Origin of the sequence: Streptomyces sp. NPDC048111, assembly GCF_043202815.1 — a bacterium.
Lineage (GTDB): Bacteria > Actinomycetota > Actinomycetes > Streptomycetales > Streptomycetaceae > Streptomyces.
Map to the genome: position 1 here is coordinate 224,874 of NZ_JBIDBD010000006.1, position 24,374 is coordinate 249,247.

Consider the following 24,374-nt stretch of genomic DNA (forward strand, 5'->3'; position numbering starts at 1 on the left):
GCTTGCCAGTCAGCCCCGCGTCCGGTCATGGACCGCTCCACGGTACCCGGCGGAGCCGACGCGGCGGTACCCAAGGGGTGACCTTTGGGCATCGGTACGGGGCCGGCCCGCGCCGCTCCCCTAGGACGAGGAGCCGAGGGTCAGGGTGAACCGCCGCTCCTCGCCGTCCCGTGTGAGCGTCAGCGCGAGCCGGTCGCCGGGGCGGTGCGCGCGGATCCTGACGATCAACTCCTCGCCGCCGTGCACCCGCTGGCCGTCCACCTTGGTGATCACGTCCCGCGGCTCGATCCCCGCCGTGTCGCCGGGGCCGCCGGCGGTGACGGACGAGGTGCCGTCGGTGGCCTTGTCGGCGACGCGCGCGCCGTCGCCGGTGAACTTCATGTCGAGGGTGACACCGATCACGGGATGCGTGGCCCGGCCCGTGTTGATCAGCTCCTCGGCGACCCGCTTGGCCTGGTTGATCGGTATGGCGAAGCCGAGCCCTATCGAGCCGGCCTGCCCGCCGCCGCCGTCGGTGCCGCCGCTCCCGGCCGACCTGATCGCACTGTTGATCCCGATCACCCGGGCCCTGGAGTCCACCAGCGGACCGCCGGAGTTGCCCGGGTTGATCGGGGCGTCGGTCTGGAGCGCGTCGACGTAGCTGACGTCGGTGCCGTCGCCGTCCTCGCCGCCCGCCGTGATCGGGCGCTCCTTGGCGCTGATGATGCCGGACGTGACGGTGTTGGAGAGGTCGAAGGGGGCGCCGATCGCGACCACCGGGTCGCCGACCGCGACGTTGTCGGAGTTGCCGAGCGGCAGGGGCTTCATCCCCGAGACGCCACTGACCCGCACCACCGCGAGGTCGTACCCGCTGTCCCGGCCGACCACCTCACCGGCCACGCTCTCGCCGCCGCTGAACGTGACGGAGATCTTGCCGGAGCCGCCGCCCGCCTTGACGACGTGGTTGTTGGTCAGGATGTGCCCGGCGTTGTCCAGCACGAAGCCGGTGCCGGTGCCGGATTCGGCGGCGCCGGTGACATGGATGGTGACCACGCTCGGCAGCGCGCTCGCGGCGATCCCGGCGACGCTGTCGGGCGCCCTGCCCGGCGGCTCCTTGCCGGCCTGCGGCAGCGTGACGCCGCTGAGCCCGCCGGTGCGCTCGACGTACGCGCCCACGCCGCCCCCGATCGCCGCCGCGACGAGGGCGAGCACCACCGCCCCCACGAGCAGCCCCCCACCCCGCCGCCGCCGAGCAGGCACCCCCACCCGGCTGAACGGCTCGGCGGGCACGGCCCAGGGGTCGTACTGAAGCCACTGCGAAGGGGTGGGGGCCTGCGGCGCGGGGTGGGCTGGTCCGGGTGCCTGTGGTGCGGGGTGGGCTGGTCCGCCGGGTGCCTGTGGTGCGGGGTGGTGGTCCGGTACGGGCGGCTGCGGCGCGGCTGAGGCGGGCTGCGGTCCTCCGTGCTGGGCCGGTACGGGGCGCTGCACGGGCGGGGCGGGCGCCCAGGGGCCGGGTCCGCCGTAGGGCGGGGTGCCGTAGGGGTCGGGGGCGTGCAGGGGCTGACGGGGCAGGGCGGCCGCCGGCACGGTGCAGGCCGGGTCGGCGTGACCTGCCGGGGCCGCGGCATCCTCGTCCACCCCGGGCGCAGAGGCTGCCTGCTCGGCGGGGCCCGTTTCCGTGGGCGGCTCCTGCCGGGCCGCCCCGGCTTCGGGTGAGGGGGGCGGCGGCGAGGCCGGGCGTGTGTCCTGCGGCTCCGGGGCGCCAGTTGCTGACGTGCCGTCAAGAGCCGGGTGTGCCGGGGGACTTGGCGTTTGGGGTGCGGCGGGACCGGGTTCGTCGGTGGGGAGGCGGTCGCTCTGCGGACGGCTCCACCACCTCGGCTTCGGCCCGGTGGGCTTCTGCTCGTTCATGCTCTCCCCGCAACTGCGTTCCGCGCCGGCATCCGCGCCGGCATCCGCGTGCTCCGGCGAGCACCCTCCCCCGGATTCAACCAGGTCTCCCGGGGCGGCGGCAGAGCGCGGTCGCCGGTGGCCCGGCGGCGCTCAGCGGGGCCGCGCCGAGCGGCCCCGGGCCGGCCCCCGGCCCCCCGGGCCAGGTGGCGCGCGGTCAGCGGCGGGCGGCCAGGGGGAGGTTGGGGGCGATCGGGGACGCCAGGTGCTGCGGGGCGTCCGCCGAGGGGGCGATCCGCACCGGGGTCCTCAGGTCCGACGTGGTGAGCGCGAGCGTGGCCACGACCGGCCGTATCAGCGGGGGCAGGGACGAGCCGTTGAGGCGGGCCGCGGGGAACGGGCCGCCCAGCGGCCGGACCGGGCCGTTCTGCGCGGGCATGCCGCTCAGCAGGCGCGCACCCGGTGCGACCGGCGCCGCCGACTGTGCCGACATGGCCGAGAGGAACCCGGCCGCCGCGGCACCCCGGCGCCGGTCCTCGGCCGAACTGCCGCTCTGCACCGGACTGTTGGACCGCATCGGCACGACATTGGTGCCGCCGGCGGCCCGGGCGCCCGAGGTGGAGCCGAGGGGCAGGGTGCCGCCGAGCGCGATGGCCGCGAGCGAGACCGCACTGGCCGCCGCGAAGGCGAACCTGCGGCCGCGCCGGGCCGCGCCCGCACGGTCCTGCTCGGGTCTGCCGACCTCGTGGATACGGAAGCCGCCGCCGAGACCGCCGGGCAGTACGGGGGCGTGGGAACCGACCGGGGCGTAGCCGAAGCCGCCCGGCCCTGGAGCGTCCGCGTCCGGGGCGTCGGCGGGGTCCAGCACGCCGAACCCGCCGAAGATCCCGTCGACCTGGCGGCCCCCGCCGAAGGGGCCCGGCCCGTCGTCGTCGCCTCCGGCGGCCGGCCCGCCGGGCAGGCCCTGGAGACGGGCGAGGAATCCCTCGGAGGGCGGCGGCGGGGCCGCCCGGGCGAAGACGTTCTTGAGGTTGCGCTGGGCGTCGGCCTCCGCCTTGCACTTGGCGCAGGTCGCCAGATGGGACAGGACGCGCTCGCGGGCGTCGTGGTTCAGCTCGCCGTCGACCAGCGCCGCGAGCCGGTCCCCGAGGTGCTGTTCCGCCGGGGTGGGACTCGGACCACTCACGCCATCCCCTCTCCGGCCACCCCGAGCGCTCCCGGCGCCACCCCGGCCAGCGCGCGCTGCTGCTCGGCGCGGGCTTCGGGCGAACGGTGCTGGAGGGCCTTGCGCAGATGCGAACGCCCGCGGTGGATACGGCTGCGGACGGTGCCGAGCTTCACCCCGAGGGTGGCCGCGATCTCCTCGTAGGAGAGGCCCTCGATGTCGCAGAGGACCACGGCCGCGCGGAACTCGGGCGCCAGCGTGTCCAGCGCCTGCTGCACGTCGGCGTCGAAGTGGGCGTCGTTGAAGACCTGTTGCGGGTTGGGCTCGCGGCTGGGGAGGCGCTCCGCCGCGTCGTCGCCGAGCGCGTCGAACCGGATGCGCTGGCGGCGCCGGACCATGTCCAGGAAGAGGTTGGTGGTGATGCGGTGCAGCCAGCCCTCGAACGTGCCCGGCGTGTACGTCGACAGGGAGCGGAAGACGCGGACGAACACCTCTTGCGTGAGGTCCTCGGCGTCGTGCTGGTTTCCCGTCAGGCGGTAGGCGAGGCGGTAGACCCGGCCGCTGTGCGTGCTGACGATCTCCTCCCAGGTAGGAGGAGTCCACGCCTGGGAATCCGCGTCGGCGAAGGTCGCGGTAGTTGCGGAGCTGGTAGCGCGGGAACGGTCAGCAATGTTGGTCACGGATTTCGGCTCACCCGCCGACCTGAGAAAGCGCCGCAGCACTCCTCCCCGATCCACAGGCGCAGCCGCACCTCCCCTGTCGGCTCTGGTGGTGTCCAGTGGAGCCCCTACCATAGCCACCTCGCCCGTTAGTTCCGGATAAGAATCTTTACGTGCATTTGGGACGGGCTTCCGTCGCTCGTCCGTGATCGTGTCCATGTGCTCCCCCGCGTTCCCCTGTCTTCATAACGCGCGGTCCCATCTGCGGGTTCCCGACTCCAGCGGATACAGTCACCGTTGCGCCAACCAAGGGGACAGGAGAGGGCCATTACCGCCAACCGGCAGACGAGCTGGGCGTTCGCCGACGCCTTTGTCGCCGAGGACGACGCGCTGCGCTGGGCCCGTGACCGGTCCCGGGAGGCAGGCCTGCGTTCGGTGTCCCCGGGGACAGGCGCCGCGCTGCGGCTGCTCGCTGCCACGGCGGACGCGAAGGCCGTCGCGGAGATCGGCACCGGCACCGGGGTCTCCGGCATCTACCTGCTCCAGGGCCTGCGCCCGGACGGGGTGCTGACCACGGTCGACCCGGAGCCGGACCGCCAGCAGTTCGCCAAACAGGCCTTCCGCGCCGCCGGCTTCGCCGCCAACCGGGCCCGGTTCATTCCGGGGCGGGCCCTCGACGTCCTGCCCCGTCTCGCGGACGGCGGTTACGACCTGGTGTTCTGCGACGGCGATCCGCTGGAATCCCTCGACGTGCTCGCTGAATCGTTGCGCCTGCTGCGGCCCGGCGGCATCGTCTGCTTCGAGGGCGTCTTCGCGGACGGACGTACGGTCGACTCGGCGGCCCAGCCGGCCGAGGTGCTGCGACTGCGCGAACTGCTGCGTGCGGTGCGGGAGAGCACCGAACTGCTCGCCTCCTTGCTGCCGGTCGGCGACGGACTGCTCTGCGCGGTCCGCCGCGGCTGACGGCGCAGCCGGCGCGACCGCCGCGACCGGGCCGCCCGCGCTCAGGGGCGACGACCCCGGGCACCGCCCCGTAACGCGACACCGCCCCGGTGGGGCAGGCACTCGCATGCCTGCTCCACCGGGGCGGTGAAGAGTCGGGGTCGAACCGGTCGACTCAGCCGACGACCTTCTTCAGGGCATCGCCGAGGGCGTCGGCCTCGTCCGGCGTCAGCTCGACGACAAGCCGACCGCCGCCTTCGAGCGGAACGCGCATGACAATGCCCCGCCCCTCCTTGGTCACCTCGAGCGGGCCGTCGCCCGTCCGCGGCTTCATGGCCGCCATGCTCGTTCCCCTTCCTGAAACCAGCTCATCGTCAGCCGACGGCCCCCGGGATTGGGCACGCGTCACGGCATCGAACACATTGCTTCCAGGTCATTATCCCGCATGGCAGGACCCGATGACCAACATCGGTCCGCATCGCTTGGGCAACGCGCTCTATCAAAACCACTCAATTCGGCGATCCGCCTGCGATACTTCGCCGCCGCCGGTCGGCTCCGGTGCCCCGATTGTTTGACGCAGGTCACATGCCCACCGCTGGTGATCTCCGCCATGCTGAGCGGATACGACGACCGAGAAGCATCCGCGACGGAGGGGATCCACCATGGCCGACAGCGTCCTGTACGAGGTGAGCGACGGGCTCGCGACGATCACGATCAACCGGCCCGAGGCCATGAACGCCATGAACACCGAGGCGAAGGTCGCGCTGCGGGAAGCGGTGCGCTCGGCGGCCGCGGACCCGGACGTGCGGGCCGTCCTGCTGACCGCGACCGGCCGCGCGTTCTGCGTGGGCCAGGACCTCAAGGAGCACGTGGCCTCGCTGGCCGCGGACCGCGAGGCGGGCACCGGCGAGACCATGAGCACGGTCCGCGAGCACTACAACCCGATCCTGACCGCGCTGGCCGAGATGCCCAAGCCCGTGGTGGCCGGCGTCAACGGGGTGGCGGCGGGCGCCGGGCTCGGCTTCGCGCTGGCCGCGGACTACCGGGTGGTCGCGGACACGGCCACGTTCAACACCTCGTTCGCGGGGGTCGCCCTGACCGCCGACTCGGGCGTCTCGTGGACGCTGCCGCGGCTGATCGGCCAGTCGCGCGCCGCCGATCTGCTCCTGTTCCCGCGCTCGATCTCCGCGGCGGAGGCGTATGCGATCGGCCTGGTCAACAAGGTCGTACCGGCCGACGAGCTGGCCGCGCAGGCCCTCGCGGTGGCCCGCACCCTGGCCGGGGGCCCGACGGTGGCGTACGGCGCCCTGAAGGCGTCCCTCGCGTACGGCGCGGGGCACCCGCTCGCCGAGACGCTGGCCAAGGAGGAGGAGCTCCAGGCGATGGCCGGCGCCTCCGAGGACCACGCCATCGCGGTGGCCGCGTTCCTCGCCAAGGAGAAGCCGAAGTACGTGGGCCGCTGAGCACGGCCCGGGGCGGGGCGGTGCTCAGGCGCCGCCCCGTGCCACGCAGTCCGCGAGGTGGTCGTCCACCAGGCCGCAGGCCTGCATCAGGGCGTAGGCCGTGGTCGGCCCGATGAAGCGCAGGCCGCGCTTCTTGAGGGCCTTGGACAGCGCCGTGGACTCGTCGGTCACCGCCGGGACCTCGGCGAGCGTGCGGGGCGCCGGGCGGGTGGCCGGGTCCGGCGCGTACGACCAGATCAGGGCGTCGAGCTCACCGGGTGACCAGGTGGCGAGGGTCTGGGCGTTGGCGACCGTCGCCTCGATCTTGAGGCGGTTGCGGATGATGCCCGCGTCGCCGAGCAGCCGTTCCTCGTCGGCCTCGGTGAACCGGGCCACCGCCTCGATCCGGAAGCCGGCGAAGGCGCGCCGGAAGCCCTCGCGGCGGCGCAGGATCGTGATCCAGGAGAGACCCGACTGGAAGGCCTCCAGGCAGAGCCGCTCGTACAGCGCGTCGTCGCCGTGGACCGGGCGGCCCCACTCGGTGTCGTGGTACGTCACGTAGTCCTCGGCGGACAGGCCCCAGGGACAGCGCGGACGGCCGTCGGGGCCGGGGATCGCGTCACTCATCGCCGGGTCTCCTCGTCGGTCGCGCCGCCCGGCCGACGGGGCGTCGCCAGGTCCTCCCGCTCGTGGTCCGCGGCGGGGTCGTCCGTGGGGACGTCCGCGCGGGCGCCGGGCGCCGCCGGGTCCGGCCGGGCGGGCGCCGCGGCCTCGACCGCGTCCGGCCCGGCCGGGGGCGCCTGGCGGTCGCGGGTCACCGGGCCCAGCGCCGCGTGGAGCTCGGCGATCCGCGCGTCCCGCTCGGCGAGCTCGGCGCCGAGCCGGCTCAGCACGTCGTCGACGTCCGCCATCCGGTAGCCCCGCAGCACCACCGGGATGCGCAGCGCCTCCACATCGGCCCGGGTGACCGGGCGGTGTTCGGGCAGCGGGTCCACCAGGTGCTCCGGCTCGACGTCCGCGGCACCGCCGGCGTCGTCCCCGCCGCCGCCCACCACGGCGAGGGTCACGGCGGTGACCACGACGACCATCGCGATCAGCAAGAACCAGAACACGAGCGAGCCTTCCCGACGCCGGAAACTGTCGGGTCCGATCGTGCCATGCGGCACCGACGGTTAGGGTCGCAGGCGGACAACGGCCCGGACCACAGCAAAGGACTCAGGGGATGCACAGCGGAACGGACCGCGGCACGCTGCGGCTCGGCCGGCGCGAATTCGGCGCGGACGAGCCGGTGATCATGGCCATCGTGAACCGGACCCCCGACTCCTTCTACGACCAGGGCGCCACGTTCCTGGACGAGCCCGCGCTGGTGCGCGTGGAGCAGGCGGTGGCCGAGGGCGCCGCGATCATCGACATCGGCGGGGTCAAGGCGGGCCCCGGCGAGGAGGTCACCGCCGAGGAGGAGGCGCGGCGCACGGTCGGCTTCGTGGCCGAGGTGCGCAGGCGCTTCCCCGACGTCGTCATCAGCGTCGACACCTGGCGGCACGACGTGGGCGCGGCGGTGTGCGAGGCGGGGGCCGATGTCCTCAACGACGCCTGGGGCGGCGTCGATCCGAAGCTGGCCGAGGTCGCGGCGCGCTACGGCGCGGGCCTGGTCTGCACCCACGCGGGCGGTGTCGAACCGCGCACCCGGCCGCACCGGATCGCGTACGACGACGTGATGGCGGACATCCTGCGGGTCACCGTGGGCCTTGCCGAGCGGGCCGTCGGACTGGGCGTGCGGCCGGACGGGATCATGATCGACCCCGGGCACGACTTCGGGAAGAACACCCGGCACAGCCTGGAGGCGACCCGGCGCCTCGACGAGATGACGGCCACGGGCTGGCCGGTCCTGGTCTCCCTGTCCAACAAGGACTTCGTGGGCGAGACCCTCGACCGGCCGGTCAAGGAGCGGGTGATCGGAACGCTCGCGACGACCGCGGTGTCCGCCTGGCTCGGCGCCCGGGTCTACCGGGTGCACGAGGTGGCCGAGACCCGTCAGGTCCTCGACATGGTGGCCTCCATCGCGGGCCACCGGCCCCCGGCGGTGGCCCGCCGGGGGCTCGCCTAGGGCGTGCCCTGAGGCCTCGTCAGCGCCCTGCTTCCTTGGTGACCAGGGCGATGGCCTCGTCCACGTCGTCGGTGACGTGGAAGAGCAGCAGGTCGTTCTCGGACGCCTTGCCCTGGGCGATCACCGTGTTGCGCAGCCAGTCCACGAGCCCGCCCCAGTACTCCGTGCCGAACAGCACGATCGGGAAGCGGGTGACCTTGCGGGTCTGCACCAGGGTGAGCGCCTCGAACAGCTCGTCCAGGGTGCCGAGCCCGCCCGGCAGCACCACGAAGCCCTGGGCGTACTTGACGAACATGGTCTTGCGCACGAAGAAGTAGCGGAAGTTGATCCCGATGTCGACGTGCGGGTTGAGCCCCTGCTCGAAGGGGAGCTCGATGCCGAGGCCGACGGAGATGCCGTTGCCCTCTCTCGCGCCCCGGTTGGCGGCCTCCATGGCGCCGGGTCCGCCGCCGGTGATCACCGCGAAGCCGGCGTCCACCAGGGCCCGCCCGATCCGTACGCCCGCCTCGTAGTCGGGCGAGTCCGCCGGGGTGCGGGCCGAGCCGAACACGCTGATGGCGCTGGGCAGTTCGGCCAGCGCGCCGAAGCCCTCGACGAACTCGGACTGGATGCGCATGACCCGCCACGGGTCGGTGTGCACCCACTGGGAGTCGCCCTCGGAGTCGAGCAGACGCTGATCGGTGGTACCGGCCTGGACCTGGTCACGGCGGCGCAGCACCGGCCCGAGCCGCTGTTCGAGCCGCTGCTCCGCCGGAAATGGAGTTCCCTCGGGGTTGGCCATGCCGTGCTCCCTCCGCTGACGATGTTGCACGTGCTCAGCCAGGGTAGGTCGGCGGCCATGACGAAGGGCGGAATTGCGGCGGGCCACACCGTGGCCGGCGGCCGCGGTGTGGCCCGCCCGGCGCGGGCGGGCCCGTGAAGGCGTCCTCAGCCGGTGAGCCAGGCCCGCAGCCGCTCCTCGCACCGCGTGATCCGCTCGACCACGACGTGCTCGTCGCGCTTGTGGGCCAGGAGCGCGTCGCCGGGCCCGTAGTTGACCGCGGGGATGCCGAGGTCGCCGAAGCGCGAGACGTCCGTCCAGCCGAACTTGGGGCGCGCGGTGCCGCCCACCGCGGCCATGAAGGCGGCGGCGGCCGGGTGCGAGAGGCCGGGCAGCGCGGCCCCCGAGTGGTCGTCGACGACGAACTCGGCGATGTCGCAGTCCGCGAAGACCTCGCGGACGTGCGCGAGCGCCTGCTCGCCGCTGAGGTCGGGCGCGTAGCGGTAGTTGACGACGACCGTGCAGACGTCCGGGATCACATTGCCGGCCACGCCCCCTTCGACGCGTACCGCGTTGAGGCCCTCGTGGTATTCGAGGCCGTCGATCACCGGGCGGCGCGGCTCGTAGGCGGCCAGCTTCGCGAGGATCGGGGCAGCCTTGTGGATGGCGTTGGAGCCCATCCAGCTGCGGGCGGAGTGGGCGCGCTCGCCGCTGGTCCTCAGGAGCACCCTGAGCGTGCCCTGGCAGCCGCCCTCGACCTCGGTGTCGGAGGGTTCGAGCAGCACCGCGAAGTCGCCCGCGAGCCATTCGGGGCGGGCCTCGGCGATCCTGCCGAGGCCGTTGAGGTGGGCGGCGACCTCCTCGTTGTCGTAGAACACGAAGGTCAGGTCACGGTTGGGCTCGGTCACCGTCTGGGCGATGCGCAGCTGGACGGCCACGCCCGACTTCATGTCGCTCGTGCCGCAGCCCCAGAGCACGCCGTGCTCGTCGAGCCGGGAGGGCACGTTGTCGGCGATCGGCACGGTGTCGATGTGCCCGGCCAGGATGATCCGCTCGGCCCGGCCCAGGTTCGTCCGCGCCACGACGTTGTTGCCGTACCGGTCGACCGTGAGGTGCGCCAGTTTGCGCAGTTCGCGCTCGATGGCGTCGGCGAGCGGCTCCTCGTCGCCGCTCACGGAGGCGAAGTCGACGAGCCGGGCGGTCAGTGCGGGCGCGTCCGCGGTGAGATCCAGGGTGGTTTGGGCCATGGCTCCGACCCTAGCGCCACCACCGGGAGCGCCTTCGCGCTCCAGTACGGTATGCACCGTGTCCGAGCCCACCGACCTCCCGCGCCCCTCCCGACGCGGCCGCCTCCTGCGTGTCGGGGCGGCCTTCGCCGTGCTCCTGGCGATCGCCGGATATCTGGTGGTGCAGTACGCCAGCGGGGGCCCGGGCGCGCCCCGGTGCGTGGCGGCGTCGGACGGAGGGGAGGGCTCCGCCTTCGGGATGAGCCCGGAGCAGGCCGGCAACGCGGCGACGATCACGGCCGTGGGCATCACCCAGGGCATGCCCGAGCGGGCCGTCACGATCGCGCTGGCCACCGCCCTCCAGGAATCGGGGCTGCGCAACCTGGACCACGGCGACCGCGACTCGCTCGGCCTCTTCCAGCAGCGCCCCTCGATGGGCTGGGGCACCGCGGCGCAGATCATGGACCCGGTGTACGCGGCCGGGAAGTTCTACCAGCACCTCGCCGAGGTGCCCGGCTACTCGCGGCTTCCGCTGACCGAGGCCGCGCAGCGGGTGCAGCGCAGCGCCTTCCCGCAGGCGTACGCCAAGCACGAGCCGGACGCCACGGTGCTCATGGCCGCCCTGACCGGCCGCGAGCCCGCCGGCCTGACCTGCACGGTGGCCCGCAGCGTGCGGCCGGGCGACCCGGTGCGGGTGCGGGAGGACCTGACGAAGGCGTTCGGCGCCGGCGTGGTCCCCGCTCAACAGCCGGCCGGCGCGGGGCAGGACGTGGCCGTGCCGGTGCGGGCCGCCGGCCCGTCGGGCGCCGCGGGCGGCGGGCCCGGGCAGCGCGGCTGGGCCCTCGCGCACTGGGCGGTGGCCCGGGCCGAGACGCTGCACATCGCGCGGGTCAGCTACGCGGGCCGCACCTGGAGCGCGGACGACTCGGACGAGGGCTGGACCGCCGACCCCGTCTCGGCCGCACCGGGCCCGCAGACCTCGGCGGGCGCCGCGGGCGGCGCCGCGCACGAGGTGCGGATCACCGTCGCGTCCTAGGGCCGACCCGCGCCCGGTCAGCCGTTCGGCCGGACACTCGACCTGATGAGCCCGGACTTCCGGGTCCACGGTTTCGCACCCACGTCCGGGCCGCCACCCGGAGAACCGTCAATTCCCTTGCCAATAAAGGGATCTGACGACCCGTCATCTAACAGCGACCCGCTTCATTTGCCCGCTTTTCGCCAGAGTAGATAATGCGACGCATTGCAAACTCTTTACGAGGGCCCACCGCAACCTCCCCTCCCCTCCCGGCGGTTGTCACTGCGTCCGAACGCCGGACAGCGACACATTTCCAACCCGTCTGAAGGAGCATCATGTCCCTCCCCCTGACCCGTCGGATCGCCCGCGCCGCGCTGCTCATCGCGGCAGGTGCAGCGCCCGTGGTCGGTGCGGCCGGCTCCGCAAGCGCCGTGGAACTCCCCCAGACCGCGCCGAACCTCGGCGGTCTGACCCAGATGGACCCGAGCTCGGTGAGCAACGCCGTGGACGGAGTGACCCAGAAGACCACCGGCATGGCCGGGAGCACCGGCGCCGACGCCGTCAAGAAGGCCGTCCCCGCCGCGGGCAGGACGGTCGGCCAGACGGGCAAGGTGGCCACCCCGGCCGCGCAGAAGGCGGCCGGCGACGCGGCGGGCAGCGCGGGCGACATCCTCGGTACGACCGCCAAGACCGCGACCCAGAGCGGCCTGTCCCCCGCGGGCAGCCTGCCCACCCAGGGCCTGCCGAGCACCGACCAGCTCCCCCTGAAGGGCCTGCCCCTCGGCTGACCGGGGCGCGGGTGATGCGAAGGGGCCCGGGGAGTGCTCGACTCCCCGGGCCCCTCCGCGTGTTGCGCGGGGTTACCGCGCCAGGCGCTTGACGGCGGCCTCGACGCGCTCGTCGGTCGCCGTGAAGGCGACCCGTACGAACCGGGCGCCCGCCTCGCCGTAGAAGTCGCCGGGTGCCACCAGGATGCCGAGCCCGGCCAGATGGCCCACGGTCGCCCAGCAGTCCTCGTCGCGGGTCGCCCACAGGTAGAGGCTGGCCTCGCTGTGCTCGATGCGGAAGCCGTGCCGCTCCAGCGCCTCGCGCAGCACCCGGCGCCGCGCCGCGTACCGCGCGCGCTGCTCCTGGACGTGGGTGTCGTCACCCAGGGCCGCGACGGTCGCCGCCTGTACGGGCGCCGCGGTCATCATGCCGCCGTGCTTGCGGATGGCGAGCAGCTCGCCGAGCACGTCCGCGTCACCGGCGATGAACGCGGCCCGGTAGCCGGCCAGGTTGGAGCGCTTGGAGAGCGAGTGGACGGCCACCAGACCCTCGAAGCCGCCGCCGCACACGTCCGGGTGCAGCACCGAGACCGGCTCCGCCTCCCAGCCCAGCTCCAGGTAGCACTCGTCGGAGACGACGAGCACGCCGTGCTCACGGGCCCACGCCACGATGCGGACCAGCTCGTCCTTGGCCAGCACCCGGCCGGTCGGGTTGGACGGCGAGTTGAGCCACAGGAGCTTCAGACGGGCGGGGTCGAGGGCGGTGGGGTCGTCGCCGTAGACGACCGGCTCCGCGCCGCACAGCCGGGCGCCGATCTCGTAGGTCGGGTAGGCCAGGCTCGGGAAGGCCACCTGGTCGCCGGCGCCCAGACCGAGCTGGGTGGGCAGCCAGGCCACCAGCTCCTTGGAGCCGACCACCGGCAGGACGTTGGCGTGCTCGACCGAGCGCGCGCCGAGGCGCTTCTCCAGCCACCCCTTGATCGCGTCCCGCAGCGCCGGCGTGCCCCACACCGTGGGATAGCCGGGAGAGTCGGCGGCAGCGCTCAGGGCCTCGCGCACGAACGCCGGGACCGGGTCGACCGGCGTGCCGACGGACAGGTCCACGATGCCGTCCGGGTGGGCCGCGGCCGTCGCCTTGTACGGCTCCAGCTTGTCCCACGGAAAGACGGGAAGGCGTGAGGAGACTGCGCTCACGGAGGTGCTCACTTTCTCGTACGTACGGTGTCGCGGGCGGGCGCGCCGGGAAACACCACGGCCCCGTACGGCAGCTGAGCCGTACGGGGACCGGGGAAGCGCGCTCAGCCGTTCTGCGGCGGCAGCGCTGCGATGAAGGGGTGGTCCCGCTCGATCAGGCCGAGCTTGGAGGCGCCACCGGGCGAGCCGAGCTCGTCGAAGAACTCCACGTTCGCCTTGTAGTAGTCCTTCCACTCGTCCGGGGTGTCGTCCTCGTAGAAGATCGCCTCGACCGGGCACACCGGCTCGCAGGCACCACAGTCGACGCACTCATCCGGGTGGATGTACAAGGACCGGGAGCCCTCGTAGATGCAGTCGACCGGGCACTCTTCGATACACGCCTTGTCCTTGACGTCGACACAAGGCTGCGCGATGACGTAGGTCACGCTGTCGTTCCTCCTCGATAGGGCGCGGCGGGCCGATCTGCGGCTCCGTCCACGTGGCGCGCGGGAGCGCGGCGTCGTCGATGCCCGCACCTAGTATCTCCGGTTCGGGGCACGATCCGAACAGGAGGGGCGGAGAGACCTGTGGAATTCACCACCGGCGGGCGGCTTGAGGTCCGAATTACACCGGCCGATACGGGCAAACGCGTATCAGTCCGGCGTCGGGACTCCAGCGGAACTCCGGGCTCCCTGTTCACGGACACGGTCGGCGTGCTCACATCGTGGGACGGCGATGTGTTGTCGATCACACGAAAGAGCGGTGAGACCGTTCGCGTCGACGCGGCGAGTCTCGTGGCGGGCAAGGTCGTGCCGTCCGCCCCGGCGCGCCGCCGCGGTCCGGCCGCCTCGTTCGCGGAACTCGCGCCCGTCCTGGCCCGCGCCTGGCAGCCGGTGGAGAGCGAACGGCTCGGCGACTGGACGCTGCGGGCCGCGGCAGGCTTCACCCGGCGCGCGAACTCGGCGCTGCCGCTGGGCGACCCGGGCCTGGCCCTGCCGGACGCCCTGACCCGCGTGCGCGACTGGTACGCGGCCCGCGGCCTGCCCGCCTACATCCAGCCGTCGACCGGCGCCGAGGGCACCCAGGAGCGGCTCTGCGCGGAGCTCGAACGGGCGGGCTGGGAGCGGGAGGTGAGCGCCGAGGTCCGCGTCGCGGCGCTCGCCCCGCTCGGCGACCTGGCGGCCGACGCGTCCCGGGTGCGCCTCGCCCGGCACGTGGACGCGGCCTGGCTCGGCCGCTACCAGCGGTTCGGGACCCCGGGCGACCACGTCCTCACGGTCCTGGGCAGCGGGCCCTCGGTGTGGTTCGCGTCGGTGCCCGGGGAGGGGGACGCGCCCGCGGCGATCGGGCGCTGCGTGGTGGACGGACGCTGGGCGGGGTTCATGGCCGTCGAGGTGGACCCGGCGCACCGCCGGCAGGGCCTGGCGACGGCGGTGATGGCGGCGCTGGCCGGCCGGGCGCTGGACGAAGGGGCGTCGGCGGCCTGGCTCCAGGTGGAGGCGGACAACGAGGGGGCCCGCGCCCTGTACGACGGTCTCGGCTTCGCGACCCACCACAGCTACCACCACTTCCGGCCCGGCCCGCACTCCGGCCATGGATCCTGAAGTCACCGACTGGCGGCGGGAGTTCGCCGAGGAGGCCCGCTCGGAGCGCCCCGATCCGGTGATGCTCTGCCTGCTCATCGGCGCGGTCGCCGACCCCTCGCTCGGCGGGCCGGGCATCGACGGGGTCCAGATCGAACTGGACCGGCTGACCGGCCTCCTCCCCCACGGCCTCACCACTCCCCGCTCCTGGGCCGAGGCCACGGCCGAACTCCTCGGCGCCGCCTGCGGGTTCCACGGCACCCCGGCCGACTACGAACGCCTGGAGTCCTCCCTCCTCCCCGAGGTGCTGCGCCGCCGGCGCGGGCTGCCGATCCTGCTCTCGGTGGTGTGGATCGAGGTGGCCCGGCGGGCCGGGGCACCGGTGTACGGGGTCGCGCTGCCGGGCCACTTCGTGGTGGGCTTCGGCACGGGCGGTGACCGGGTGCTGGTCGACCCGTTCGACGGCGGGCGCCTGCTGACCGGCGCGGACGCGGAACTCCTGGTGGCCGGGGCGACGGGGGCGGGGCTCGAGGAATCGATGCTGAGTCCGGCGGCGCCGCTGGAGACGGTGCTGCGCGTCCTGAACAACATCCGCGCCTGGGCCATGGCCCGCCCGGAACACAGCGCCGTCGCCCTGTGGGCCCTGGACCTCGCCCTCCTCCTGCCCTCCCACCCCGCCCACCTCCGCTTCGAACGGGCGGAACTGCTGGTGCGCCGGGGCGAGTTCCTGGCGGGGGCGGCGGCTCTGGAGGAGTACGCGGACGTCCTGGCCCCCGTGGACCCGACCACGGCGACGGACATACGCCGCCGGGCGTTCGCCGCGCGGGCCAGGCTGAATTAGCGGGGGGCCGGTGCGGGGGGCGGGGGCAACCCCCTCCCCCCGAAGCCCCCCGAAGTCCCCCAAGCCCGGCTGCCCCTCGCGCAATTCCCCGCGCCCCCAACCCCCGGCCATCTGCGGGCCGTGCTGGCTTGCTCGCGCAGTTCCCCGCGCCCCTTAGCGGCATGGTGCTGGCCCGCATCGGGCACCTCAGCCCGTCCGGCGATTGAGGACGAGCGCCGTTCAGGCGCGATGGGGGGTCCGGGGGCGCAGCCCCCGAAAGGGGTGCAGGGGACGCAGTCCCCGCCGGGGTTCGAGGGGCGGAGCCCCTCAGGGGGTCTGGGGCGCAGCCCCAGGGGGCCGGGCCAATCCAACCCCCTGCACGGGCGGGCGGGTGGGCAAACCCCCCAGGGGCGGCATTTGGCCAAAGTGGCGGGGGTGGGGCAAAGCGCTGCCGACGGGGCGCGCAGCCGTCACAATCTGTGGGCGTGACCTCGACCGGGCGTGAGCCACGGCCCACGGCGGGGCGCGCCGCCCTGTTCCCTCGACCCGCCGGGAGTCACCGTGTCACGCCTCAGACCGATAGCCACCCGCCTCGCCCCCGCCCTCCTCCTGCCCCTCCTCGCCCTCGGCACGGCCGCCGGCCCCGCCGCCGCCGACGGCGGCCAGGCCGATCTGGCCGTGTCGCTGGACGTCACCCCCAAGGGGCTCGGCATCAACGCCGCCACCTTCACCGCGAGCATCACCAACGACGGGCCCTCGGCCGTCAGCGCGGGCCGGGTGTGGTTCAGCTACCCCGCCGGGTTCACCGCGCCCTCCGCGTCCGGCTGCACGCTCGACAAGGCCAACCGGACCGCCGTCTGCGCGCTCGGCGCGATCCCGTCCGGCGCCACCGTCACCAGGAAGCTGACGCTGCACGCCGGTCTCCTGACGATGAGCGGCAACCTCCCGGTCACCGCCGCCCTGGTCGATCTGAACCCCATCGACCCCGACCCCGGCAACAACGCGGCGGTCCACGTCTGTTCGGTCCTCACCCTGCTCCTGGTGAGCTGCTGAGGGACCGTACCGGCCGGCGGGGACGAAGGCCCGCCGGCCGCCCTACAGCCAGCCCTTCTCGCGGGCCAGGCGCACCGCCTCCGCCCGGTTGCGGGCGGCCAGTTTCTGGATCGCCATGGACAGGTAGTTGCGGACCGTGCCCTGCGAGAGGCAGAGCGCGGCGGCGAGTTCCGCGTTGGTCGCACCGTCCTGCGCCGCGCGCAGCACGTCCCGCTCCCGGTCGGTCAGCGGGTTGGCTCCCTCGGCCAGGGCCGCCGCCGCGAGGGTGGGGTCGATGACCCGCTCCCCCGCGAGCACCTTCCGTACGGCGGTGGCGAGTTGGGCCGCCGGTGCGTCCTTGACGAGGAAGGCGTCCGCGCCCGACTCCATGGCGCTGCGCAGATAGCCCGGACGTCCGAACGTGGTCAGGATGACGATCTTGACGGCCGGCAGCGCGCGGCGCAGTTCGGCCGCCGCCTCGATTCCGGTACGGCCCGGCATCTCGATGTCGAGCAGCGCGACGTCGACCGGGTGGGCGCGGGCCGCGGCGAGCACCTCGTCGCCGCGGGCGGCCTGCGCCACCACCTCCATGTCCGGTTCCAGGCCCAGCAGCGCCGCGAGGGCCTCGCGGACCATGGACTGGTCTTCGGCCAGGAGAAGTCTGATCATGGGCCGGATACTAGAGGGATTTCGGACGGGCCAGGAATCAGCGGGACCCGGGCCGTCAGCGTGAAGCCCGCGCGGCCCGCCTCCGTCTCCAGGACGCCGGACACCTTCTCCAGGCGCTCGGCGAGCCCGGTCAGACCGTTGCCCGCGACCGGCGCCGCACTGCCGGGCCGCGGCTTGCCGTCGTCGTGGACGCGCAGTTCGAGGAACCGGCCGTCCAGGGTCTGGCGCTCCTCCAGGGTGACCGTGCAGTGCCGGGCGCCGCTGTGGCGCACCACGTTGGTGGCCGCCTCCCGCAGCACCCAGGCCAGCACTTCCTCCTCGGCCGCGGGCAGTTCGTCCGGCGCCCCGGACGGCACGTCGGCCCGGATGCCCGCCGCGTTCAGCATGGTGCGGGCACCCGCGAGTTCGGCGGGCAGCGTGGCCCTGCGGTAGCCGCTCACGGCGGCCCGTACGTCCACGAGGGCCTGGCGGCTGACCTGTTCGATGTCGGCCACCTGGCGGGCCGCCTGCCCGGGGTAGTCCGGCAGCATCCGCCCGGCCAGCTCGCTCTTGAGCGTGATGAGCGAGAGGGAGTGGCCGAGCAGGTCGTGCAGATCGCGCGCCATCCTCAACCGCTCCTCGTTCGCGGCCAGTTGGGCCACCGTGGCCCGGGCCTCGCGCAACTCGACGGAGGTACGGATCAGATGGCGTACGCCGGTCATCGCGAACCCGCCGAGCAGCGCGGGGATGACGAGCCCCGGCACCACGTCGCCGACGTCGGTGACACGGGTGCCGATCACCGTCATGCCCGCCGTGCTCACGAGGATCGCCCAGGTGGCGAGCGCCAGTGGCAGCGTCGCCCCGCAGGACACGGACACGTAGACGAACAGCACGAGCCACGCGCCGCCGAGGGTGAGCGAGAGCGTGACGGCCAGCGCCGCGAGGAAACCGAGGAGGCTGTAGACGGTGGCGCTGGCCAGGGGGCTTGCGGTGTGCCGCAGGACCAGGGCCAGGTAGACGGTCACGAACCCCGCGAGGCCGAGCCAGCCGAGCACGGTGGCCGGCGCCGCGTGGTGGTGGTCGAGCAGGTCGCCGATCGGAGCGCCCATGAAGGCGAGCCAGATGCCGACCCACATCAGCTTCTGCAGCATCTGGCGGCGCGTCTCGGGGCTCAGGCCGATCCGCACCGCCGGTGCCCCGTCGCCGCCCTGGTTCAGGGGAGTCACGCCTTCAGGGTGTCCTTCCGGTACAGCCATGCCGCGCCGCCCGCGAAGAGCAGGAAGTAGACGACGAGGATGGCGAGGTCCTTGCCGTGCGGGGCGTCGCCCAGCTCGATGGCCTGTCCGAGAGCAGCGTACGCGTGGGTGGGCAGCCACTCCGCGATGTTCTGCAGCCACTGCGGGAAGACGGTGCTGGGCATCCACAGGCCGCCCAGGATCGACATGCCGAAGTAGATGATCATCGTGATCGGACGGACCGCGTCACCGCTGGCGAGGTAGCCGATGGCCACGCCGAGCGCGGCGAAGCAGAGCGATCCCGCCCAGATGGCGAGGGTCAGGGCGCCCCACTGCCAGGCGTCGAACCGTACGCCCTTGACGCCCGCGGCCACCAGGAAGACGACGACGATGCACGGCAGGGTCACCACGGCGGCGCTGGCGATCTTCGCGAGGACGTAGCCGCGGCCGGGCAGGGTGGTCAGGCGCAGCTGGCGCACCCAGCCCTTCTCGCGCTCCTTGGCGATCTTCTCGCTGTTGCCCATGAGGACGGCGGTGATCGCGCCGAAGGACGCCATCGAGACCATGTACAGGGCGGGGAAGGTGAGGTCGGTGCCCTTGACCTTGTCGGTGCCGTTCTGGGAGGCCGCGAAGAGCAGGTAGAGCGCCGAGGGGTAGATCACGGAGAAGAACATGAACTTCTTGTTCCGCAGGGTGCGGGTGATTTCGAGCTTGATCAGCGTGTTCATCGTGCGTTGGCCTCCTCGGCCGAGGTGATGGCGACGAAGGCCTGCTCCAGGCCGAGGCCCGCGACTTCGAGGTTGCGCGGGTAGAGGCCGAGCCCGTACACCGCGTGCATCGTGGCGTCGGCGTCGTGCGACTGGATGCGGACCGTGCGGCCCGAGATGTCGATGGTGGACAGGAAGGGCAGCTCGCGCAGGGCGGCCTCGTCGATGGGGCCCTCCAGGTCGAAGCTGACCCGGCGGGCGCCCGCCTTGGCCTTGATCTCGGCGGCGGTGCCGTCGGCGAGGAGGCGGCCCTTGTGCAGGACCAGCACCCGGTCGGCGATCGCGTCGGCCTCTTCCAGGTAGTGCGTGGCGAACAGGACCGTACGGCCCTGGGCCGCCTGCTCGCGCATCGTCGCCCAGAACGCCTGGCGGGCGGTGACGTCCATGCCGGTGGTCGGCTCGTCGAGCACGATCAGGTCGTTGGCGCCGGCCGTCGCGAGGGCGAAGCGCACGCGCTGCTCCTGGCCGCCGGAGAGCTTGTTGACCTTGCGGTCGGCGATCTGGGTGATGCCCGCGCGGTCCATGACCTCGGCCACCGGGTGCGGCTTGGGATGCAGGTCGCAGCCGAGCTTGACCAGCTCGCGCACGGTCACGTCCTCCATCAGGCCGCCGCTCTGCAGCATCGCGCCGACCTTGCCGGCGTTGATCGCCTGCGCGGGCGTCATCCCGAAGAGGCTGACCGTGCCGGAGTCGGCGTTGCGCAGACCGAGCAGCAGGTCGAGCGTGGAGGACTTGCCGGCGCCGTTGGGGCCGAGCAGGGCGACCGTCTCACCCGGGTGCAGCCGCAGCGACAGGTCGGCCACGGCGCGGACGTCGCCGTAGTTCTTGTTCACGTTCTCGAAGCTCACCACGGACTGGGCGGTCCGCTCGGCGGGGGCGTGGGCTGTCTGCGTCATGTCCCCAGAGTGGCTCGGCGCCGGGGTGCCCCGGCAGTGCCGCCCGTCGTGACTCCGCCATGACAGATGTCATACCGGCCCCCCGGCGGGGGGTTTCAGGGGCGCGAGGCGACAACGGGGTCAGGGGCGCGGGGAACTGCGCGAAAAGCGCCCACGACCCGCACACGACAACGGGGTCAGGGGCGCGGGGAACTGCGCAAATAGCGACCACGGCCCGCACCCGACAGCGCAGTTGGGGGCGCGGGGAACTGCGCAAAAGGCGGGCCGGGGGCGGCCCCGCACCCCCCGAGGGCGCGGGGCACCCCGGCCTCACCCCTGGTTGAGCTCGATCGTCCCGGTGCGCTGCGCAGCAGTCCGCCCCCGCAACGCCCCCTGCATGGCGACGACGACGTCATCGGCGGACACCTCGTGCTTCTGCCCGCCCTTGGTGACCATGACCCCCTTGAACGTGCTGCCGATCAGTTCGGTGACGGCGCTCTTGTCGTAGACCTCGACCAGCTTCCCGTTCTCCGCCTTCATCGAAAGGATCTTGGGCAGCGACTTCAGGGGCCCGAAGGGCAGCGACCTGCCGCCCGCCTTGATCGTGACGTTCGCGGACATCGCGGGCTTGGCGAACTCGTTCATCGCCCGGTCGATCTCGGCCTGGCTGATGGTGGGTTGACGGACCGCGACGGGCAGCGCCACCGGATCTGCCTTGCCGGTCTGCACCAGCGTCCGGTACGCGTCCTTGACCGCGATCATCGAGCGGTTCACGTCGAGCGACTTGCCCGCCTTGCCCGGCACGGCCACCGCCTTGCCCGGTACGAACTTGATCGTGCCCTCCGTCGCCGAGCCGGAGGCCCCGGCGAGGTCGGTCAGCGCGACGCCGAGCTTCTCCTCGTCGACCGGGATGACCGGTTCGGCGACCCGCTTGCCGCCGAACAGGGAGCCGATCACGGACACCGGGTTGTAGTCGCTGCCCGCCGCGGCCCGCACGGTGGCCTGGCTGTCCAGGGACAGGCCCGCGATCTCCGGCCTCAGCTGCTCCTGCTTGCCGTCGACCGTGAGGTGCAGCGGCTGGTTGGCGCGCTTGCCGAGGGTCTGGTCGAGCTTGGAGACGGCCGCCTCCTTGGTGCCGCCGCCGATGTCGACGCCGAGGACGGTGGTGCCCTTGGGAACCTCGGAGTGGTTCAGGACCAGACCGGCGCCGTACGCGACTCCGGCCAGGACGACCACGGCGCCGCCGAGCAGCGCCGGCTTGGAGCGGCCCTTCTTCTTCGCCGGCTTGGCGGCGGACTTGGCGGCCTTGGCGGGCGGCCCGGTGCGCTCGGGCGGGGCCGCGGGCGCGGCCTCGTCGAGTCCGCCGGGCGGGGGCGGCGTCAGGGTGGGGCCGCCGGGCGAGGTGGCGGGCCCGGCCGGGAAGGAGCCGCCCCGGTGCTCCGGCGGGACCACGGGGATGCCGCTGGTGAGGGTGTCGCCGGAGACGTGCTCGCCCGGCGCGGGCGCCGCGGGATTGACCTGCGGGTTCGCGAGCGGGTTGCCCACGGTGTGGGTGAGCGGGCTCGGCGCCGGGGGCTGCGGGGTGAGCACCGCCGTGTCGTCGGACAGGACCGGTACCGGGCCGTGGGCGCCGGGCGCGAACGGGTCGCCGACGGGCCCGGGGCCCTGGAGCGGGTTGCGGTCGAACCCGGGGTCGGCCGCCGCACGCGGCCCCTCCCCCGGGCCGCGGCCCATGTCGGGCTCCTGACCGGGGTGTTGACCGCCCGGCCGGCCCGGCGCCGCACCGAAGAGCGAGGGCTCGCCGGGGCGCGGCCCGAGGCCGGCCCCCTGGCCGCCCCGGTTGGCGACCGGGCGCACGGGGAGCGCCGCGTTGCCGGTGACGGGCCCGGTGGTGGGGCCCGACGGCTGTCCCGGGCGCGCCCCTTCGGGGCCGGGCGACGAGTTCGGGGCGCCCTGGGCGTCCGGTCCGTCCGAGAAGTACGGCAGGTCGGGGCGCGGGGTGCCGCCGGCCGGGGTGGCCGAAGGGGCGGGCGCCGCCGGGGACTTGCGCGGGGCGAACCAGTCGCTGGCCGGGCGGTCGTCGCCGGCCGGCTCGGCGGGCTCCGCCTCGGGGGCCTCGGGCCTGGGCACCGACCCGGTGCGTTCGCTGACGCCGTCCGCGTCCGCCGGTTTGGCGGTGTCGCTCATCGGCGTCCGCATCACGACCGGCGGAATGGGGCGCGAGCCGGGGATGTTGATCCGGATCCGCGTCGTCAGCGTGGTCTCGGTCTTCGGCTCGTCCGGCTCGGCGGCGGCCTCAGGAGCGTCCTGGCCCGCGGCGGACGACGGGGTCCCGTACGGCGGGGTGCCCGAGGGGTACCCGGCTGAGCCCCGTCCCTGGGGGCCGAAGGACGCACTGTCAGTTTCACGACTCAAGGCTGGTTCTCTCCCGATTGGCTCCGCCACCCGGTCTCGTTCTTGTGGTGCCTCTGTACGGGCGGCTCGGCGGCGCGCACCACCATACTGGCCGACGCCCTTGCGTACGGGGCGGCCCGGAGAAGGCGTGCCCCGTCCTCTTCTACTGCGTCGTGGCGCCCGCGCACGTCACTTGCCAAGTCGGGCGGCGGGGCCGCCGGGTTGCGTGAATCCGCCGATCGTGGCGCAGATCACAGCGGCGACCATCCCTCCGAGGAGGAAGACGTACGAGCCCGCTCCGGCGCCGAAGACGAAGTCGCCCTCGGGCCGCGAGGCGGTCAGCAGGACGACGGTGACGAGCCATCCGGCCGCGGGCGCGCCCACTCCGCCCCGGCCGCCCATCAGTTGCGTGCCCGCGCAGAAGAGGCCGACGGCGCCCGCGAGCGACAGGATCAGGCCGCCCGGGAACCAGGCCGTCTGGACCAGCGCCCCGGCGGTGGCGACGAGCGCGCCGAGCACGAAGAGCAGCGCGTACAGCGCGATGCGCGCGGCCCGGGAACCCGGCGCCGGGGAGTCGTCCATGGGTGTACGCGTACTCATTCGGCCACCCCTTCAAACAGGTCGTGCTCGCGCCGCCCCGCCGCGACGCCCGGGGTGCCGGCCGCCAATTGGTAGTACTCGGTGGTGAAGAGCGGCTGGCCCAGGTCGTTGGAGAGCGCGAAGTGGGGCCCCTGGACGGTGATCTGGGTCTCGTGGGCGCGCATCGCGGCGGCCTTGGCGGCGGCGTACGCGCTGCCGTCGATCTCGGCCGTGATGTCGGACTCGTCCGTGACGCCCGGGACGTCGTCGATGGCCGCGATGCCGGGGAAGTCCGTGTGCGCGGCGCGCAGCCCGTCGAAGGCGGCCTCGGCGACCGGACGCGGCACGCGGTTCCAGTAGACCTTGGCGATCGTGTGCGCCCCGCCCAGGCCGGGGCGGTACCCCTCCTCGGCGGCGAGTTCGGCGGCCCGGGTCGCGACGCGGTGGGCCTGGATGTGGTCGGGATGGCCGTAGCCGCCGTCCGGGTCGTAGGTGATGAGGACCTGGGGGCGCAGCGCGCGGATCACCTCTACGAGGTACCCGGCGGCGTCGTCCACGTCCGCGTTCCAGAACGCGCCCGGCCGGTGGTTCTGCTCGACGCCCATCATCCCGGAGTCGCGGAAGCGGCCCGGGCCGCCGAGGAAGCGGTGGTCGGTGACGCCCAGTTCCTTCATCGCGGCGGCCAGTTCACCGGCCCGGTACGGCCCGAGGCCGCCGTCCCGGTCGGGTGCGAGATGAGCCAGGCCGGGCGGGATGACCTCGCCCTCCTCGCCCTGTGTGCAGGTCACCAGGGCGACATGCGCGCCTTCGGCGGCGTACTTGGCCATGGTGGCGCCGTTGTTGATCGACTCGTCGTCCGGGTGCGCGTGCACCAGGAGGAGACGGCGGGCGGGTGGTTCCGACATGCGCCAAGCCTACGAGGCCGCACCCCGGGGCCGCGCCTGGCTCCGGGGTGCGCACGGGTGCGGGGCGGGCGCCACCCGCCCGCTAGAACTTGATGCCGCCGATCATCCCCGCCACGTTGCTGGTCACTTGGCTGATCGTGGGGGCGATGGACGAGCTCGCCAGATAGAAGCCGAGCAGGATGCAGATCGCCGCGTGTCCGCCCTTCAGCCCGGATTTCCGGACCAGCAGGAAGACGACGATCGCCAGCAGCACCACCGCCGAAATCGAGAGTGCCACGGCGGTTCACCTCCATCTGTTCCGGTGGGCGGACGGACCCAACAGCGTGTGGACAGCCAGCGGGTTCCTACCCACTGAGCGCTACGGATCATAACTATCCGTGGGAACGCATTGATCGGGGCACGGGCGCACAA

The 24,374-nt window shown here is 73.5% G+C and carries 26 protein-coding genes; 8 read left to right on the top strand and 18 right to left on the bottom strand.

What is annotated here, in order from left to right:
* Positions 1 to 120: 120 nt before the first annotated feature.
* The 3 genes from ACGF3I_RS14220 to sigE form a co-directional block, all read right to left on the bottom strand.
* Positions 121 to 1,890, bottom strand: a complete 1,770-nt coding sequence (locus ACGF3I_RS14220) for a trypsin-like peptidase domain-containing protein (protein ID WP_393131606.1) — start codon at positions 1,888 to 1,890, stop codon at positions 121 to 123.
* 196 nt (positions 1,891 to 2,086) lie between these two features.
* Positions 2,087 to 3,055, bottom strand: a complete 969-nt coding sequence (locus ACGF3I_RS14225; protein WP_393131608.1) for an anti-sigma factor family protein — start codon at positions 3,053 to 3,055, stop codon at positions 2,087 to 2,089.
* Positions 3,052 to 3,828 (bottom strand): RNA polymerase sigma factor SigE, encoded by a 777-nt coding sequence (sigE, locus tag ACGF3I_RS14230; protein WP_382598511.1) that lies wholly within the window; start codon positions 3,826 to 3,828, stop codon positions 3,052 to 3,054. The genes ACGF3I_RS14225 and sigE overlap by 4 nt, the downstream gene beginning before the upstream one ends.
* A 162-nt stretch (positions 3,829 to 3,990) precedes the next feature.
* Here sigE and ACGF3I_RS14235 point away from each other — a divergent pair, with 162 nt between their 5' ends.
* Positions 3,991 to 4,656, top strand: a complete 666-nt coding sequence (locus tag ACGF3I_RS14235; RefSeq protein ID WP_393131610.1) for an O-methyltransferase — start codon at positions 3,991 to 3,993, stop codon at positions 4,654 to 4,656.
* A 154-nt stretch (positions 4,657 to 4,810) separates the two neighbouring features.
* Here the strand turns inward: ACGF3I_RS14235 and ACGF3I_RS14240 are convergent, their stop codons facing one another.
* Entirely contained in the window at positions 4,811 to 4,978 is a 168-nt protein-coding gene (locus tag ACGF3I_RS14240; RefSeq protein ID WP_003966491.1) for a DUF3117 domain-containing protein, read from the bottom strand.
* Between the two features lie 319 nt (positions 4,979 to 5,297).
* Here ACGF3I_RS14240 and ACGF3I_RS14245 point away from each other — a divergent pair, with 319 nt between their 5' ends.
* On the top strand, positions 5,298 to 6,098 hold the full coding sequence (locus ACGF3I_RS14245; RefSeq protein ID WP_393131612.1) for an enoyl-CoA hydratase/isomerase family protein: 801 nt from the start codon (positions 5,298 to 5,300) through the stop codon (positions 6,096 to 6,098).
* A gap of 24 nt (positions 6,099 to 6,122) precedes the next feature.
* Here ACGF3I_RS14245 and ACGF3I_RS14250 read toward each other — a convergent pair whose 3' ends face one another.
* Positions 6,123 to 6,704: a DNA-3-methyladenine glycosylase I gene (locus tag ACGF3I_RS14250; RefSeq protein ID WP_393131614.1), complete on the bottom strand. Its 582-nt coding sequence runs from the start codon at positions 6,702 to 6,704 to the stop codon at positions 6,123 to 6,125.
* Positions 6,701 to 7,189, bottom strand: coding sequence for a cell division protein DivIVA (locus ACGF3I_RS14255; RefSeq protein ID WP_393131616.1), 489 nt, complete (start codon positions 7,187 to 7,189; stop codon positions 6,701 to 6,703). The genes ACGF3I_RS14250 and ACGF3I_RS14255 overlap by 4 nt, the downstream gene beginning before the upstream one ends.
* A gap of 110 nt (positions 7,190 to 7,299) precedes the next feature.
* On the opposite strand from ACGF3I_RS14255, the gene folP reads away from it, so the two are divergent.
* Complete coding sequence (gene folP, locus ACGF3I_RS14260; RefSeq protein ID WP_393131618.1) at positions 7,300 to 8,184, top strand: dihydropteroate synthase; 885 nt, start codon at positions 7,300 to 7,302, stop codon at positions 8,182 to 8,184.
* A 19-nt stretch (positions 8,185 to 8,203) separates the two neighbouring features.
* Here the strand turns inward: folP and ACGF3I_RS14265 are convergent, their stop codons facing one another.
* Positions 8,204 to 8,965 carry a TIGR00730 family Rossman fold protein gene (locus ACGF3I_RS14265; RefSeq protein WP_393131620.1) on the bottom strand — a complete coding sequence of 254 codons (762 nt, stop codon included), beginning with the start codon at positions 8,963 to 8,965 and terminating at the stop codon, positions 8,204 to 8,206.
* A gap of 146 nt (positions 8,966 to 9,111) precedes the next feature.
* Positions 9,112 to 10,191: a succinyl-diaminopimelate desuccinylase gene (dapE, locus tag ACGF3I_RS14270; RefSeq protein ID WP_393131622.1), complete on the bottom strand. Its 1,080-nt coding sequence runs from the start codon at positions 10,189 to 10,191 to the stop codon at positions 9,112 to 9,114.
* A 58-nt stretch (positions 10,192 to 10,249) separates the two neighbouring features.
* On the opposite strand from dapE, the gene ACGF3I_RS14275 reads away from it, so the two are divergent.
* Positions 10,250 to 11,206 (top strand): hypothetical protein, encoded by a 957-nt coding sequence (locus tag ACGF3I_RS14275; RefSeq protein WP_393131624.1) that lies wholly within the window; start codon positions 10,250 to 10,252, stop codon positions 11,204 to 11,206.
* 314 nt (positions 11,207 to 11,520) lie between these two features.
* On the top strand, positions 11,521 to 11,973 hold the full coding sequence (locus ACGF3I_RS14280) for an ATP-binding protein (RefSeq protein ID WP_393131626.1): 453 nt from the start codon (positions 11,521 to 11,523) through the stop codon (positions 11,971 to 11,973).
* Positions 11,974 to 12,045: 72 nt separating this feature from the next.
* Here the strand turns inward: ACGF3I_RS14280 and dapC are convergent, their stop codons facing one another.
* Together dapC and fdxA are read right to left on the bottom strand one after the other, a co-directional pair.
* Positions 12,046 to 13,146, bottom strand: a complete 1,101-nt coding sequence (dapC, locus tag ACGF3I_RS14285) for a succinyldiaminopimelate transaminase (protein ID WP_393131628.1) — start codon at positions 13,144 to 13,146, stop codon at positions 12,046 to 12,048.
* Positions 13,147 to 13,250: 104 nt separating this feature from the next.
* A complete protein-coding gene (gene fdxA, locus ACGF3I_RS14290) occupies positions 13,251 to 13,571 on the bottom strand; it encodes a ferredoxin (RefSeq protein WP_018845645.1) in 321 nt (106 codons plus the stop codon).
* Positions 13,572 to 13,712: 141 nt separating this feature from the next.
* Between fdxA and ACGF3I_RS14295 the strand changes: the two genes are divergently transcribed.
* From ACGF3I_RS14295 to ACGF3I_RS14305, 3 genes are all read left to right on the top strand, one after another.
* Positions 13,713 to 14,729: a GNAT family N-acetyltransferase gene (locus ACGF3I_RS14295; RefSeq protein ID WP_393131630.1), complete on the top strand. Its 1,017-nt coding sequence runs from the start codon at positions 13,713 to 13,715 to the stop codon at positions 14,727 to 14,729.
* A complete protein-coding gene (locus ACGF3I_RS14300; protein ID WP_393131632.1) occupies positions 14,719 to 15,549 on the top strand; it encodes a tetratricopeptide repeat protein in 831 nt (276 codons plus the stop codon). The genes ACGF3I_RS14295 and ACGF3I_RS14300 overlap by 11 nt, the downstream gene beginning before the upstream one ends.
* Positions 15,550 to 16,089: 540 nt before the next feature.
* Positions 16,090 to 16,581, top strand: a complete 492-nt coding sequence (locus ACGF3I_RS14305; RefSeq protein ID WP_393131634.1) for a hypothetical protein — start codon at positions 16,090 to 16,092, stop codon at positions 16,579 to 16,581.
* A 42-nt stretch (positions 16,582 to 16,623) separates the two neighbouring features.
* Here ACGF3I_RS14305 and ACGF3I_RS14310 read toward each other — a convergent pair whose 3' ends face one another.
* The 8 genes from ACGF3I_RS14310 to ACGF3I_RS14345 form a co-directional block, all read right to left on the bottom strand.
* Complete coding sequence (locus tag ACGF3I_RS14310; protein WP_393131636.1) at positions 16,624 to 17,229, bottom strand: response regulator; 606 nt, start codon at positions 17,227 to 17,229, stop codon at positions 16,624 to 16,626.
* Positions 17,226 to 18,359: a sensor histidine kinase gene (locus ACGF3I_RS14315; RefSeq protein ID WP_393131778.1), complete on the bottom strand. Its 1,134-nt coding sequence runs from the start codon at positions 18,357 to 18,359 to the stop codon at positions 17,226 to 17,228. The genes ACGF3I_RS14310 and ACGF3I_RS14315 overlap by 4 nt, the downstream gene beginning before the upstream one ends.
* A gap of 71 nt (positions 18,360 to 18,430) precedes the next feature.
* The gene (locus tag ACGF3I_RS14320; protein WP_393131638.1) at positions 18,431 to 19,171 is read right to left on the bottom strand and encodes an ABC transporter permease; all 741 of its coding nucleotides are present in this window, start codon (positions 19,169 to 19,171) and stop codon (positions 18,431 to 18,433) included.
* Positions 19,168 to 20,106 carry an ABC transporter ATP-binding protein gene (locus ACGF3I_RS14325; RefSeq protein WP_393131640.1) on the bottom strand — a complete coding sequence of 313 codons (939 nt, stop codon included), beginning with the start codon at positions 20,104 to 20,106 and terminating at the stop codon, positions 19,168 to 19,170. The genes ACGF3I_RS14320 and ACGF3I_RS14325 overlap by 4 nt, the downstream gene beginning before the upstream one ends.
* 309 nt (positions 20,107 to 20,415) lie before the next feature.
* Positions 20,416 to 22,500, bottom strand: coding sequence for a hypothetical protein (locus tag ACGF3I_RS14330; RefSeq protein WP_393131642.1), 2,085 nt, complete (start codon positions 22,498 to 22,500; stop codon positions 20,416 to 20,418).
* 168 nt (positions 22,501 to 22,668) lie between these two features.
* Positions 22,669 to 23,079 (bottom strand): DUF6113 family protein, encoded by a 411-nt coding sequence (locus ACGF3I_RS14335; protein ID WP_393131644.1) that lies wholly within the window; start codon positions 23,077 to 23,079, stop codon positions 22,669 to 22,671.
* Complete coding sequence (gene mshB / locus ACGF3I_RS14340) at positions 23,076 to 23,963, bottom strand: N-acetyl-1-D-myo-inositol-2-amino-2-deoxy-alpha-D-glucopyranoside deacetylase (protein ID WP_393131646.1); 888 nt, start codon at positions 23,961 to 23,963, stop codon at positions 23,076 to 23,078. The genes ACGF3I_RS14335 and mshB overlap by 4 nt, the downstream gene beginning before the upstream one ends.
* 82 nt (positions 23,964 to 24,045) lie before the next feature.
* Positions 24,046 to 24,240, bottom strand: a complete 195-nt coding sequence (locus tag ACGF3I_RS14345) for a hypothetical protein (RefSeq protein ID WP_120721566.1) — start codon at positions 24,238 to 24,240, stop codon at positions 24,046 to 24,048.
* Between the last annotated feature and the right edge of the window lie 134 nt (positions 24,241 to 24,374).

Excerpts from the sequence above, each read along its gene's own strand:
- ACGF3I_RS14320 (WP_393131638.1), bottom strand. The coding sequence starts at position 19,171 with ATGAACACGCTGATCAAGCTCGAAATCACCCGCACCCTGCGGAACAAG.
- sigE (WP_382598511.1), bottom strand. The coding sequence starts at position 3,828 with ATGGTAGGGGCTCCACTGGACACCACCAGAGCCGACAGGGGAGGTGCG.
- ACGF3I_RS14325 (WP_393131640.1), bottom strand. The coding sequence starts at position 20,106 with ATGACGCAGACAGCCCACGCCCCCGCCGAGCGGACCGCCCAGTCCGTG.
- dapE (WP_393131622.1), bottom strand. The coding sequence starts at position 10,191 with ATGGCCCAAACCACCCTGGATCTCACCGCGGACGCGCCCGCACTGACC.
- ACGF3I_RS14250 (WP_393131614.1), bottom strand. The coding sequence starts at position 6,704 with ATGAGTGACGCGATCCCCGGCCCCGACGGCCGTCCGCGCTGTCCCTGG.
- ACGF3I_RS14280 (WP_393131626.1), top strand. The coding sequence starts at position 11,521 with ATGTCCCTCCCCCTGACCCGTCGGATCGCCCGCGCCGCGCTGCTCATC.
- ACGF3I_RS14245 (WP_393131612.1), top strand. The coding sequence starts at position 5,298 with ATGGCCGACAGCGTCCTGTACGAGGTGAGCGACGGGCTCGCGACGATC.
- ACGF3I_RS14220 (WP_393131606.1), bottom strand. The coding sequence starts at position 1,890 with ATGAACGAGCAGAAGCCCACCGGGCCGAAGCCGAGGTGGTGGAGCCGT.
- ACGF3I_RS14310 (WP_393131636.1), bottom strand. The coding sequence starts at position 17,229 with ATGATCAGACTTCTCCTGGCCGAAGACCAGTCCATGGTCCGCGAGGCC.
- ACGF3I_RS14240 (WP_003966491.1), bottom strand. The coding sequence starts at position 4,978 with ATGGCGGCCATGAAGCCGCGGACGGGCGACGGCCCGCTCGAGGTGACC.
- ACGF3I_RS14335 (WP_393131644.1), bottom strand. The coding sequence starts at position 23,079 with ATGAGTACGCGTACACCCATGGACGACTCCCCGGCGCCGGGTTCCCGG.
- folP (WP_393131618.1), top strand. The coding sequence starts at position 7,300 with ATGCACAGCGGAACGGACCGCGGCACGCTGCGGCTCGGCCGGCGCGAA.
- mshB (WP_393131646.1), bottom strand. The coding sequence starts at position 23,963 with ATGTCGGAACCACCCGCCCGCCGTCTCCTCCTGGTGCACGCGCACCCG.
- ACGF3I_RS14265 (WP_393131620.1), bottom strand. The coding sequence starts at position 8,965 with ATGGCCAACCCCGAGGGAACTCCATTTCCGGCGGAGCAGCGGCTCGAA.
- ACGF3I_RS14300 (WP_393131632.1), top strand. The coding sequence starts at position 14,719 with ATGGATCCTGAAGTCACCGACTGGCGGCGGGAGTTCGCCGAGGAGGCC.
- ACGF3I_RS14315 (WP_393131778.1), bottom strand. The coding sequence starts at position 18,359 with ATGCTGCAGAAGCTGATGTGGGTCGGCATCTGGCTCGCCTTCATGGGC.